Here is a 14,285-nt window from a genome sequence, read left to right on the forward strand (position 1 = left end):
AAGACTCTCAAAAGTGAGCTGCTTTCCGGTTGGGGTTATTTTTAATAATGCGTTACTATTCAAATTAAATATTAATTCTTAAATAGTTTAAAGCATAAACAACATTCATCAGAAAAAAAACTATAAAAACGATAACCATGAAAATAACATATTTTATAACCTGTAGTGTATTTTGATTTGTTGCCGTCAATTCGAGTAGATTTTTGAAAAAAATCGTATCGAGAAATTTGTTGATTTTGAAGATAAATTTATTCTTGATACATCTTTCAAAAAACGCGCGAACTGAGAAATCCAATACCCAAACTTTGCAAAATGCACAATAGGTTTTACTTACATTGCTCATATTCATTTGTGCGCTACTTTCCGGTTGAGGTTTAGTAAAATAAACCAGAAAACAGGTGGAAACATCTTAAGATGTAAACAGTATGTTTTAAAAACTCGGGTAAGATACTCCGAAGCAGGATCCCTTTTACTTTTGAAATATCGGAATTTTTTGATGTCAGACATCAGAATCTCATCCAGCATGCAGAATGACAGATCAGCTGATCTTTTATTTTCTTTCAAGAGTCAGATCACTTCTTTAAAAAGTAGGAATTCCGGTGAGAGAAAGACTTTCAAAATAACTGCTGTGGCAGTTTTGGTAAGACTTTTCCAGATGAGTGATGTGTGTTATATCAATGCATATTTTCAAAAAAATAAAATCAAAAAGCTTTAACCGCTGAACTAAAACACAATTTGTCGAGAACTCAGTAAGAATCAATTCTGAATCTAAAAAATAAAAACGAATAACCAATGCAGACAGAAAAAATACAGAAATTATTTACTCATTTAGAAGACGTTATTATCTGGCGTATAAACAATTCTGCAGAAGACTTTACTATAGGGGCACCTGAATTTAGAACCAATGACCATGAAAACTTTCAATTAGGAGACTATATTTCAGGGAAAGAGCTTGCCCATCAGGAAGTCATTGTTCTTTTAATGGCTTTGCTGCCAAGACTGGATCCTGCATTGCTGAAGCGCATCTACCTGGAGTTCCCCACCAGTGTGCTGTTTGATTTCTGTTCAGTTAATGAAAACGGCAGGCTCTTTTATCCCACGATTCAGACTGTTCAGTATATTTTGGGTGGCGAAAGCATTTCAGGACGATTAAAAGCGCTCGACTATTTCAGTTCAGATTCCGTATTGGTTAAAGATGAAATTATTATTTTTTCTGGTTCAGCACAGGACCATATAGCGGTAAATAGCCAGATCAATGTTTATCACGAAGCTTTTAACACGATTGTTTTAGGATCAGAATTATTGCCGAAGATGAGTAATGATTTTCCGGCAGAACAATTACATACCAGCCGCTCGTGGAACGATTTGATACTTCCTGAGAATACACTGCACGAACTTAAAAGTATTGAAGACTGGTACAGCAGCAGTCATATTTTAATGGAAGAATGGGACATGCAGAAAAAACTTAAGCCCGGTTTCAGAGTTCTTTTTTACGGAGATCCGGGAACAGGAAAAACACTGGCGGCCAGCCTTCTGGGCAAATACACAAAACGCCCTGTTTTCAGGGTTGATGTTTCTATGCTGGTTTCAAAATACATCGGCGAAACTGAAAAGCAGCTGTCGAAATTATTTGACAAAGCAGAAAATAAAAACTGGATCTTATTTTTCGACGAAGCAGATGCCATTTTCGGAAAACGAACCAATGTGAGAGATGCTCATGATAAATATGCCAATCAGGAAGTTTCTTATTTGTTACAACGTATAGAAACATTTTCCGGGCTTATTATTCTGGCCTCCAATTTCAAAAATAATATGGATAAAGCCTTTACGCGACGCTTTCACAGCTGCATACAATTTAATAATCCCAAGCAAGAGGAGCGTCTGCGTATCTGGCAACACAATTTACCCGAACAATTACAGCTTGAGGGTATTGATTTAGAACAGATTGCCCGACGTTACGAGCTTACCGGATCTAATATCATGAACGTCATACAGGATGTAAGCTTAAAAGCGATCGCATTAAAAGATCCCGATTACAAAGTAAGTCTGGAGATGCTTTTAGAGAGCATCAGAAAAGAATATATAAAAGAAGACAAAATTTTCTCATAAAAAATTACATGATAAAAAGAATGGATTCCATTGTTTTTAAAAGTGCTGTAAGTTGTTGAAATGTAATAAATTGTACTTGATCGCCTCTTCTGACTGGTTGATCGGCTCTTCTAAACGGTTGATCGGCTCTTCTAAACGGTTGATTGGCTATTCGGAACACTTGATTGCTTTATCGAAATGCTTGATCCCCTGTTCTAAGTACTTGAAGGCTTCAACAAAAGGGTTGATCGTCTCAACTGAAGGCCTGAATGCTGTTTCCAACAAACTGATGTCAGTAAAGAAAAAATAAATCAGGTTTTTAAACCGAAACAATATTTCAAAGAAACTCTTTAAAAGATTAAAAAAGTTAAGACTAAAGATTTTCATCCATTTAATCATTAAAACTAAAGCTCATGAAAGCAAAAATTCTGCTACTGATCATATTCAGTGGTCTTATATTAGGCTGCTGCCGAAGCAAACAGAAAATTACCACCGTTTCCAAAGAACATCAACAGGAAACTGAAAAAGTGAAAGCCGATTCCTTGAGCTTAAACAGCATAGAATCTGTTCAAAATGTATCTGCCGATATTTCATCTGCAGAAAAGAAAAATGAAATATCCGGAGATCTGTTGATTACAGGAAAAGCTGATATTTCCAATCCCTTTGTTTTTCACAATATAGTTGGAAAAGATACGGTTCAAAGTATTTCTATTATGGGAGCTGCGGATTATTCAATCAGTAATCATTATGTAAAATCATCAAACCATAAAACCGAAAACAGAAAAGAAGAATTTAAAGATCATTTTCAGGATGTCACTCAAAATGCGGTTTCAAAAGAAATTAAGAAAGAAAAGACTTCGGTAGTTTCAGAAGAAACGGAAAAAATAAAAGTGACCGGCTTTCAAATCGCAACCTGGATTTTCATGACCATTTTGGGAATTACTGTAATACTCATGTTTTTCGCCTATAAATATTTTAAGAAATGAAAACGTCACAAAAAGGGATACAGTTTATCTTATTATTTGAAGGTTTCAACTCCAAACCTTATTTGGATTCCGCAGGCATTCCGACCATTGGCTATGGAAATACCTATTATCCCGGTGGAAAGAAAGTAACAATGAACGATTCTGCCATCAGCAGAGAAAGAGGAGTTGAATTATTTTCATCCGTTTTGCCAACTTACGAGAAGATCGTTAACAATAAAATCAAAGTTGCCCTTACACAGAATCAGTTTGATGCGCTGGTGTCGCATACTTACAATACGGGAGGCTCTGATACTTTATTTTCTTTGATTAACAAGAAAGCAGATTCAGGTGCTATCAGAAAATGGTTCACAGAAAAATATATTACTGCCGGCGGTAAAGTTCTGAACGGATTAATAAGACGCCGAAAAGCAGAAGCCGATTTGTTTTTCTCGAAATAAGATTTTTCAATCTATATCCCGAACATTAATAAACGGAATTTAAATCAATATTAACTTAAAAAAATAGCTTGACAATGAGAGAAAATTAAACAGATGAAAAAAATAGACAATTAATTAATCAAAAAATAAAATTGATAAAATGAAGAACTCAAACCTAATTTCCAATCATCATGGCAGTACCATTAACAACAATATTTAGCTGGTTTGAAAAGGGTGATACTCCTACACAAGATCAGTTTCAGCAAACCTTTTCTTCATTCCGTCATTTAGAAGAAAAAATTAAAATAGATGAGGTGGCGGGCTTACCTGAAGCTTTTCAAAAAACGCTGTCCACCGAAACTTTTACAAATCATTTAAATGATGAAAATGCACATAATTCGGTGCTTGCAAAACTCAATGCATCCAATCTTACACCTGCCAATATCGATCAGTGGAAAGAAAAATTAAAAATCAATCTGGCGGCTACTATAGACGGGGGTGAGGAACCCGGAAATGTCTATACAAAACAACAGATCGGAGAAATTGTGAGTGTGTTCCAGGCAAAGGATGATGAAATGCTTGAACAGATTGAAATTATCAATCAAATGCTGGCCTCTGATGATGTAAATCTGGATAAAATTCAGGAAATCGTTGATTATATCAAAGAAAACAGGCAGCAGATAGAACTCATTAAAGATGCTCTTGTCAACGGTAGCTCAGATGATGAAATCAGACTTATCGGAAGTTATGCAAACTGGAGTGCAGTCACGCATCAAAATCAGTTTAATGACTTGGTATATGGTAAAATACAACATGTTGAAGAGGAAGTCGCATCTGAAAAAATCACCTACGAGCAGAGGGTCAGGGGCGACTCTGTCATAAAACACGACCTTAATACATTAAGCTTTGTAATTGATGCCTATGACATCATTACCATGTTTACAGTGCCCCTTAAGGTGAGAAGAATTGATACAAATAGCATTGAAGTGCTGTTTGATTCAATACCACCAAATATAATTCAGTTAACCATTAAAAAAATATAATTATGGATATTAAATATGCTTATTACAGAAGTTCTGTTGGATACAAAATCGAAGGAAAAACAGACAATGAAATTTTAACAGCCGGCGGTGGCACAAGATCAATCAGTTCTTTCTGGCATGACGGGAACTTTAATCCTTTGGATTATGTGCCAAAAACACGAACGTTAACCATCAACGGTACAGCTTATGATTTGTCGGCAAACAGATCATTTACAACGCCTGACACCATTACCCGTTTAAAAGGTGGGGCATCCGGTTCTTTAGTTTCCGGAGATGTTACTCTTGCAGCAGGTGCTAATATGGCGATCAGCCAATCTGGAAATACGATTACTTTAGCCTCTACAGATACAACATACAGCGCGGGTAACGGTCTTACATTATCTGGAACTACCTTTTCCTTACCGGTTACGACTTCAGGAAGCGGGAATGTAGTGACAGGGATCGTTCAGAACGCCAACGGAATCACTGTGAATCTGGGTTCTATGCCCACTTCGTCGGATTTGGCAAATTATGTCCCATTGTCACAAAAAGGTGCTGCAAATGGAGTTGCCGTGCTGGATGCATCCGGACTGGTACCTGCATCTCAGTTACCTTCGTATGTAGATGATGTTTTGGAAGGATATTACAAATCTGCTGACGGAAAGTTTTACAAAGAGGCATCATATACTAACCTCATCAATGGAGAAACAGGTAAAATTTATGTATCGCTTGATACCAACAAAACCTACCGATGGACGGGAACAACATTCGTTTATATCACTTCAGGGGCGGTGGATTCCGTTAACGGTCAGACCGGCGTGGTGGTTCTCAATAAATCTCATGTTGGCTTAGCTAACGTTGACAACACTGCCGATTCAGCGAAAAGTGTTCTTTCTGCTACAAAATGGACTGCATCAAGAACCATTACCCTTTCCGGAGTTACCGCAACGGCACAAACTATTGACGGTTCCGGGAATGTCGCAATTCCTGTTACTGCTGTTCCTGCGACTTTATTAACAGGTACCGCAGCAATCAATACAACCGGATCAGCCGCAAAACTGACAACAGCAAGAACAATTTCCGCTACAGGTGATGGAACATGGACGGTTAGCTTTGACGGTTCAACAAACGTTGCCTCATCATTGACATTGGCTGCAACAGGAGTAGCAGCAGGAACTTACGACCAGGTGACCGTTGATGCCAAAGGTAGAGTAGTCGCCGGAAATAATCTTGTAAGATCATACACGACTTCAATTTCCGGAACTGCAACAATAGGGCACAATTTAGGTACCAGAAATGTTGAAGTTGCGATGTATGATACCGTAACTTTTTACAAAATCGATGGTAGAATAAAATTAACCGATCCGAACAAATTAGATATTGAATTTGATTCTAATTTACCAAATCCGGTATCAGTCACAGTAACCAGCAAAGATTTGTAATATGAGCGATATCAAATATGCACTTTATACCTCTTCAAAGGGCTTTAAAGTCGTAGGAGGTATAGCTGCACAATTCCTGAAGGCGGATGGTTCGGTAGATGCCAATTCTTATATCCCGGCAGGTACGGATATTAATATGGCAGATAAGAGTATTAATTTCACAACGGGAAGTCTTTCGCGTTATGAAAATAACAGCAAGGTCATTCATAAAGTTTTTCAGAAGTTTACAGATGTCGCGCAGACTGGAATTTTGAGTATAAAATTTCCACAAGCATCAATATCCGCTACGATGTTTGACGTTACTATAAAAATTTATGGCTATCAGGCAAGATATTTAGGGAACCTGAGAATCTCATTTTACAAACAAACCGCAATTCTTATTCATCCGTCTGGCCATAAAGCGGTTCTGGAATGTTCCGAAACATTTCCCACAACTGTAATTAATGCCGGTCTTGATGCTGCTGGAAACGTATGTATCAATATAGGTGAAGCAACAACATTTTGGAATACCAATTTTGCTGTGGAGGTTGAAAGGGTTGGTGTTATATACACCGGAAGAACGGCGGACTGGTCGAAAGGATGGTCAATGACTACTGAAACAGATACATCGACCTATCAGTCAATTTTGAATATAGTCCCTGACATAGTTGCATCCAGAACGTGGGTAGATCAAAACAATATAGGGTCGATCCCTAAATCCGCTACGGTATTGGGATCTACTGACCTTAATACGGTTTTAACGCCTGGATTTTATAATCAGCTTACCAATTCAGGATCAATTTTAGCCAATAATTACCCATTAGAGGGGTTATTTGCCGGAAGTTTACGAGTATATAGAACAATTTCTACAGGCATTGTGCAAGAGTACCAGACCAGAAGTTCCGGGGGGACTGTAACATTTATAAGAAGCACTGAAAATAGTGGTGCAAGCTGGACTGCATGGAAGAAGGTTTTAACGAGTGCAGATTTTAATCCTTCCAACTACTATACGCAGAACGAAACTTCAAACTTGTTCGTCAAGAAGAGTGGGGCTGAAACGATCAGCGATACAAAAACCTTTACCCACAGCCCTGTTATTCCAAACGGAACAATTGGAACCCATGCGGTAAACAAAAATCAGATTGAATTAAGTGCTACTCAGGAAGGAGAAGGTGGGCAACAATTGAGTATAAGTGGAAATAACGCTGTCAGCCTTACAAATTTTTTTGTAACATCGAGAGACGGAACAAGAAACCCTAACGATATTGCTCCTAATTCCACACCCAAACGAGTGCGATTTGATTTTGCACAATCGAACACTGCAGGATTAAAAGCATCAGGAAATTATGCTGGAATAATGACTTATTCTCCTTGGGACGGCACTAAGGCATCTACGGGCGACTCATCTTACCAGTTGGCATTTGCTAATCAGACCGGTGTAGACGGCGCAGGTATTCCAATGCTCAAAATAAGAAAAGGGATTGATGGAAGCTGGTCATCATTATGGTATAAATTGTGGTCAGAAGGAGATTTCACTTCGTCAAACATCCAACAGTGGAATTATGCTTATCAGTATGGGTTAAAGCTAAATCAACAATTTACTACCAACTCAAATTCAGGCTTAATGATTGCTGATAATTATTTCGGAGGTGAATCGGGAATGATAGATGAATCCCAGAAAAAATTTGTAGCAGCGAGAAGAGGTGAATATTATTTTTATGGTTCCGAACTTGATTTATTTGATGGCCTGAATTATCATATCGATATGAGAACCTTCGGAATGGGAAGGGAAGCTAATGGTACTGATAAACTAACGGTAGAGGGATCTGTAAAAGCCAGTAATAATTTTAAATCGGAAGATGAAAGCCCTGATACATTGTTTATACCTGATGGTCGTACGTCTTTGTTAAGAGATGAAATTATTAACGATCAACCTGAATATGCCATCAGATTAGATCCGCATGAGTATGTACTGGATTCATTTAGCTCTCTTGGTATAGATGATAGAAACAGGCTCATCCATATCATCGGGGAATATGTTAAGATGGTTGTTGATTTTAAACAAGTTTATCCTAAACAGCAGATCGTCATTTATAATTTTGATCAAAATGATGGCCCGATGGAGGTAAAGATACATGGCAAAACAATATATTATATTGAACCACGGTCTTTTTTAAGATTGTACGTAACCAAATCTTTACGAGTAATTGCTGAAAGATTACAGTCTTGTGATTTTGTTTGGTAAATATGAGAAAATAATCATATTGATTGATAAAAAATGGCGCTACTTTACAATAGGTGGCGCCATTTATCTTTTTTGCTCCCAAAACGGACAAATCTTCAAATCTTTTAATAGTCCGCTTATACTGTACAAATATAAACTACACAGACTGCTTTTTTATAATTGTCAATAGTTTCATTGCAGCCGTTTTACCCATTTCAAAACCATCATTAATGATACATTCGTAGGAGTCGTCCAGATACTTGGGGAGAATTCCTTCTGTGATAGCAACAACTTTTGCCTTCGAGGAATTTATTCTTTTGTTTACAAGTGAACTATGCAGTCCGGCAAGAGTTTCGTCGCTCATCGCAAAATAACCGTCGAAATCTTCATAATCAAAGATAATATTCAGTTTTTCCTTTACCATATCAGCAGAATCACAATAAATGATCTTACATTTTACATCCTTATATTTATCAATAATCTCTAAAAAATGATTTTTCCGGGTTTGAGATATTTCAAGATTTTCATCACCAAAAATAGCAATGATGTTTTTGCAGTTAGCATCTATGAGCTTTTTAGCGGCAGCTTGTGCATAAAGTCTGTTGTCAAATATCACCTCTTCAAATGAATGCTGTGGCATTGTCTTGTCGAAAATAACCAAAGGAATTTCTAGCTGAAGGATTCTGCTGAGATGATTCAGATCCTTCGTATGTTTGGTAAGTGAGATCAGTATACCATCTACTCTGGAATTGATACAAGTAAGCAGGTTTTCTTCTTCAATGCCGACAGATTCTTCCGAAGAAAGTACAAAAAAATTATAGCCTTCCGAATGCAGCACGGAAGAAATTCCTTTAATAATAGATGGTATAAAGAACATAGACATTTCGGGAATAATGAGTCCTATCACTTTAGAGGACTTTTTCCGAAAATTAATGGCAAAATCATTGGGAATGTAACTAAAAGTTTCTGCCGCCTCCTTTACCCGAGCCTTTACGGCATGGCTGATGTCGGGATGATCCTTTAAAGCTCTGGATACCGTAGAAACGTTGATATTAAGCATTTCTGCGAGATCTTTTATAGTGATTCTTTTCATTTTATGTTAATGAAGGCAATTTTTGGGTTAATTTAGTGATAATATGGTGCTAAATTTAAGTTAAAAAATGTTAATATTTTTAAATTAAAAAGTTAACCAAAAGTTAAAATAAAAATAAGTTTTCCACCGCAAACGTTTGCGCAAACGTTTGAAATTAAAGCTAATTTAACACAGCTGATAAATGGTATTTTGGATAAGGTAAAAAAAAATACTTTTAAGCCATAATTAAAAACTCCTAAAAAATATGGAATCAAAAATTTTTACCAAATTACTCATCTTCGGTGCCATGAACACAGCAGCATTTATGTTCTCTCAAAATACTGAAAATGATACGATAACAAGAGGTAAAGCCATTGATGAGGTTGTTGTTACCGGAAATTCGAACCCGAAAGCATCCATCAAAACCAGTACGTCTATTTCCACATTAAAAATGAAAGATATAGAAAATGCAGCGCCAAGAACTACCGCAGAGATTTTCCGTACCATTCCGGGAATCCGTTCAGAATCTTCTGGTGGGGAAGGTAACTCCAATATTACAGTGAGAGGGGTGCCTGTTTCAGCCGGCGGCTCAAGATATTTGCTGATTCAGGAAGATGGTCTTCCGGTAATGCAGTTTGGAGACATCGCTTTCGGAACCCAGGACCAGTTTACAAGATTTGACTCGTTTGTATCAAGAGTAGAGGCGCTTAGAGGAGGTTCGGCTTCCGTATTTGCCAGCAATTCTCCAGCGGGGATTATCAACTTTATTACCAAGACCGGTGAGAAAGAAGGCGGAAGCATTACCCAACAAATGGGACTTAACTACAAAAATTACAGAACCGATTTCGATTACGGAACCAAAATAGGAGATGACACTTATATGGCAGTAGGAGGTTTCTACAGAATTGGGGACGGACCAAGAAAAACAGGATTCAATTCCAATAACGGCGGCCAGTTCAGACTTTCTTTGCTTAAAAAATTTGAAAAAGGAAGCTTCAGGATCTATGCAAAAGTTCTGGACGACAGAACTGCGGCGTATATGCCTATGCCTGTTGGTGTTACAGGTACAGATGCTGACCCGAAATGGTCTTCACTGCCTAACTACAACATTCTTACAGGGGCTTTGCAAACCATCAACCTGCAGCACGACAGAACTTTGGGTAATGACGGTAATATTTTTAATACTGATGTTTCAGACGGGATGCATTCTTTGTCAAAAGTTATCGGTGCTGAATTCAATTATAATCTTGGCGAAGGCTGGAAATTGGAAGAAAAAATCAGGTATGCTGCCAATGGCGGACAGTTTGTAGCACCTTTTCCGGCAAGCGTGAGCAAAGGTAGCGACTTCTTCAATACGGCTAATTTTGCCAATTTCGGAAGCGCAGTCTATGCAGGAACCAACACGCCGGTTGATATGAATGCGAACTATATGAAAATCGCTCTTTTCAACGTTAAGCTGAATAACTTCAATAATTTTGTGAATGACTTTAACATCAGCAAAAAATGGGATGTTGTGAAATTCAATGCCGGGTTGTACAAATCTTCCCAGAATATCAATATGTCCTGGATGTGGAACAATTATTTGCAGGAAGTCAGCGATAAAAATGCAAGATTAATTGATGTGAAAAATACCGCAGGACAGTACATTACCGACAATGGTTTGCTTAACTACGGAATGAAAGACTGGGGCAACCTGAAAAGAGACTATAATACCAAATACGATATCACCGCTCCTCACGCTCAGGTGGAAATCAATGCAACAGACAAATTAACCATCGATGCAGGCGCAAGATATGATATTGGAAAAGTTACAGGCTATTTTTCAGGCGCAACGGTAACTTACACCAGCCGTGATATGAACGGAAACGGTGTGATTGATATTCCTGAACAGATGGTTGGATCTAATGATAACATTAATATTCCTGTAAATTACAGATATGGAATTTTCGGATATTCAATGGGTGCGAACTATGCTTTGAACAACAAAAATGCCGTTTTCGCAAGAGTGAGCCGGGGCGGAAGCGCATCTGCGGACAGAATCCTGTTCTCCGGATACAATTATACCAATAATGACGATCCTGCTTTGGATGCTGTTAAAGTAAACAAAGTGAATCAAGTGGAAGCGGGTTATAAATTAAGAGGCTCAGGATATTTCCTTAACACCACCTTGTTCTATGCAGGAACTAAAGAGGCCAATTATGAAGCTACAACTCAGAAAAAAACTGAAAATAAATACCAGTCTTTCGGGGTAGAATTGGATGGTTATTACAAAATCACCCAGGGATTGGATGTGAAAGCAGGTCTTACCTATACCCACGCTGAAATCAAAAATGCCATAGACCCTACGATCATCGGAAATATGCCGAGAAGAACACCGAAATTGATGTATTCTGTGAATCCTAATTTCAATGCGAACAAGTTCAATGTAGGATTCTACCTGATTGGTGCTACCAAAGCCTTCACCCAGGATAACAACAAATTGGTAATGCCAGGCTATGCTATTGTCAATCCGTATGTTTCTTATCAGGTACTCAAAAACCTTTCTGTAAGTTTGAATGCCAATAATATTTTCAATACCATTGCAGTGACAGAAGCAGAAGAAGGTTCAATTGCCGGTGGAAACGGAATCGTGAGAGCGAGAACTCTTCCGGGAGCCAGCTATAGCGTGAGTGTAAAATTTGATTTATAAATATTATAAATAATTGATTATAAAAAGCTCTGTGATGTTTCCTATCAATAGCCCCGAGCTGAAGCTCGGGGTAAATAGGAGTCAGCAAATGATTTTTTTGCTCCGTAAGAGCAATATCTGTGTAGACAAAAGAACTATTTGGAAAGAGCACGCCGTAGGTGTGCAATCTAAATTGTCGCATTTTAAAAGGGCAGAGTCCCAAAGGGACGATTTAACAAAGGATAGGGCAATCCTATCAACAAAAATTATTGTCAGATGAAAATAGATATCATAAACAGGTCGCTCCTACGGAGCTTTAATTGCTTGAAAAAAACTTAGCTATTAACAGTTTTGCTCCTATCAGAGCTGTATCTGGTCTCAGAGAGACTTGCTGTTAATAGAAAAAATTAAGCCGATAAAAACAAAGCTCCGGAGGAGCGACCTGTCTTTTTATGCTATAGACATTCAGTTCTTCGATTCACTTGTATTTTTAATCGGACAATAATGATTCAACATAATTTCGAAAGAGCAAAGTCAATTTAATGACTCCCCTTTTGAATAAATATTAATGAACAAACCAATTTAAAATGTTTAAAGAAGAAGCCTTGAACATCATTAGGAAAGCGATTACAGAAGAAGGAATTTTAGCATCGGCGCAGCAAAGGGACAACTATGCCAGAGTTTGGGCAAGAGACTCGATGATGGCAGGTTATGCCGGGATTTTGGCCAATGATGAAGAGATTCTTGCAGGCCTGGAACAATCCATCCTCACGCTTGCTAAACATCAGGCAGAAAACGGACAGATTCCGTCCAATGTCGTGAACGGAAAAGCGAGCTATGGAACGCACGTCGGCAGAACTGATGCCACCACCTGGTGGATTATCGTAACCTGTGAATATTTGAAAATTTACCAAAAAGCAGAGCTAAAACAACAGTTGGAAGACAAAATTTTCAAAGCATTGTCCTGTCTCAAAACATGGGAATACAATCAGCGAGGTTTGCTATACAGCCCACTTGGCGGAAACTGGGCAGACGAATATGTGACTTCCGGATACACTTTGTATGACAACGTTTTACGATATTGGGCGGTAAAAAATACAGCAGGATTATATCAAAATGAGGAACTGAAAAATCAGGCTACGACTATTAAAACCTTAATTCAGGACAACTTTTATAAAACCGAATCTGATTCTCCAAAATACCACGAAACAGCCTATTCCAAAACCGAATTTAAGCCCTATTTCTGGGCTTCACTGAATGCCAATGGCTACGATGTGCGTTTCGACTTAGCAGGAAATGCTTTGGCGATTCTTTTAGATTTTGATTTGGATTTTAAAGTTTTTTCAGAATTTTTGGAAGACCTGTACATACAATTCGGACATTGGATGCTTCCTGTTTTCTATCCCGTGATTTATCCCGGCGATTACGACTGGAAACTTCTAGAAAACAACTACAGCTACAGCTTCAAAAATGAGCCGCACCATTTCCACAATGGGGGTTCCTGGCCTATATTTCTGGGTTGGCTTTGTCTGGCACTTAAGAGAAAAGGATTGGCGGAAATCCCTGGAAAGATAATTTTTCAGTACGAACAGTTGTTGCAGGAAAAAGGTTTTCATTTCAGGGAATATTATTCCACCGATAAACTCCTGCCTCTGGGAACCGAGCAATTGTGCTTTTCGGCTTCAGGATATCTGATGATGACCATGGAAAAATAGAATTAATAAATTAAGAAAGAATAAAATGATTGGAGATATAATAGAACTTAAAGAGAATCATCTGGCAATAGGTAAAGAAATATTTGAAATACTGAATACAAAATTGCCATTAAAAAGTAAACACAAATTCACCATAGGAATAGCAGGGGAAAGTGGCAGCGGTAAATCGGTGACCGCTTTTGCGCTTCAAAAGATTTTAAATAAAAATGATATTAAAAGTATGGTGTGGCAGATGGATGATTATTTTAAAATTCCACCAAAAAGCAATCACGAAAATCGCCTAAAATCCATAGAAAATGTAGGAATGCAGGAAGTCGATTTAGTAAAGCTTTCTGAAAATATTTCCGAGTTTAAAAACGGGAAAACAATAATAGAAAAACCTCTGGTACACTACAAAGAGAACAGAATTGCAAATGAAAAGATAGATGCAGCAGATTACAAAGTTCTTATCGTAGAAGGAACATACATTCTGGAGATTGATGATTTTGATTTTAAAATTTTCATCGACAGAAATTACAAAGACACTTACGAAAACAGGATGAGCAGAAACCGTGATGAAAAGAGTGATTTTGTAGAACGGGTGCTGGAAATAGAACATCAGATTATTAAACAATTCAAAGCAAAAGCAGACCTGGTTCTTGGAAAGAATTACGAGCTCTTGCTGAAATAAATG

General features: G+C 37.8%; 11 protein-coding genes. 10 read left to right on the forward strand and 1 reads right to left on the reverse strand.

Annotated features, from left to right (window positions below; genetic code table 11):
* Positions 1-496 precede the first annotated feature (496 nt).
* The 7 genes from BMW64_RS17145 (at position 497) to BMW64_RS17180 (ending at position 8,178) form a co-directional block, all read left to right on the forward strand.
* Entirely contained in the window at positions 497-715 is a 219-nt protein-coding gene (locus BMW64_RS17145) for a hypothetical protein (RefSeq protein WP_090001367.1), read from the forward strand.
* A 77-nt stretch (positions 716-792) separates the two neighbouring features.
* Positions 793-2,109: an ATP-binding protein gene (locus BMW64_RS17150; protein ID WP_090001369.1), complete on the forward strand. Its 1,317-nt coding sequence runs from the start codon at positions 793-795 to the stop codon at positions 2,107-2,109.
* Positions 2,110-2,501: 392 nt separating this feature from the next.
* Positions 2,502-3,074 carry a hypothetical protein gene (locus BMW64_RS17160; RefSeq protein WP_090001373.1) on the forward strand — a complete coding sequence of 191 codons (573 nt, stop codon included), beginning with the start codon at positions 2,502-2,504 and terminating at the stop codon, positions 3,072-3,074.
* Positions 3,071-3,511: a lysozyme gene (locus BMW64_RS17165; RefSeq protein ID WP_090001375.1), complete on the forward strand. Its 441-nt coding sequence runs from the start codon at positions 3,071-3,073 to the stop codon at positions 3,509-3,511. The genes BMW64_RS17160 and BMW64_RS17165 overlap by 4 nt, the downstream gene beginning before the upstream one ends.
* Before the next feature lie 170 nt (positions 3,512-3,681).
* Positions 3,682-4,533 (forward strand): hypothetical protein, encoded by an 852-nt coding sequence (locus BMW64_RS17170; RefSeq protein ID WP_090001377.1) that lies wholly within the window; start codon positions 3,682-3,684, stop codon positions 4,531-4,533.
* Between the two features lie 2 nt (positions 4,534-4,535).
* Positions 4,536-5,954, forward strand: a complete 1,419-nt coding sequence (locus tag BMW64_RS17175; protein WP_090001379.1) for an autotransporter outer membrane beta-barrel domain-containing protein — start codon at positions 4,536-4,538, stop codon at positions 5,952-5,954.
* A 1-nt stretch (position 5,955) separates the two neighbouring features.
* A complete protein-coding gene (locus BMW64_RS17180) occupies positions 5,956-8,178 on the forward strand; it encodes a pyocin knob domain-containing protein (RefSeq protein WP_090001381.1) in 2,223 nt (740 codons plus the stop codon).
* Between the two features lie 136 nt (positions 8,179-8,314).
* Here BMW64_RS17180 and BMW64_RS17185 read toward each other — a convergent pair whose 3' ends face one another.
* The gene (locus BMW64_RS17185; RefSeq protein ID WP_090001383.1) at positions 8,315-9,250 is read right to left on the reverse strand and encodes a LacI family DNA-binding transcriptional regulator; all 936 of its coding nucleotides are present in this window, start codon (positions 9,248-9,250) and stop codon (positions 8,315-8,317) included.
* A gap of 244 nt (positions 9,251-9,494) precedes the next feature.
* Here BMW64_RS17185 and BMW64_RS17190 point away from each other — a divergent pair, with 244 nt between their 5' ends.
* The 3 genes from BMW64_RS17190 (at position 9,495) to BMW64_RS17205 (ending at position 14,282) form a co-directional block, all read left to right on the forward strand.
* A complete protein-coding gene (locus BMW64_RS17190) occupies positions 9,495-11,918 on the forward strand; it encodes a TonB-dependent receptor (protein WP_228400945.1) in 2,424 nt (807 codons plus the stop codon).
* A 566-nt stretch (positions 11,919-12,484) separates the two neighbouring features.
* Positions 12,485-13,612, forward strand: a complete 1,128-nt coding sequence (locus tag BMW64_RS17200; RefSeq protein ID WP_090001387.1) for a glycoside hydrolase 100 family protein — start codon at positions 12,485-12,487, stop codon at positions 13,610-13,612.
* Between the two features lie 25 nt (positions 13,613-13,637).
* Positions 13,638-14,282, forward strand: coding sequence for a uridine kinase family protein (locus tag BMW64_RS17205; RefSeq protein ID WP_090001389.1), 645 nt, complete (start codon positions 13,638-13,640; stop codon positions 14,280-14,282).
* Positions 14,283-14,285: the final 3 nt, after the last annotated feature.

This window comes from Chryseobacterium taichungense (genome assembly GCF_900109935.1).
Lineage (GTDB): Bacteria > Bacteroidota > Bacteroidia > Flavobacteriales > Weeksellaceae > Chryseobacterium > Chryseobacterium taichungense.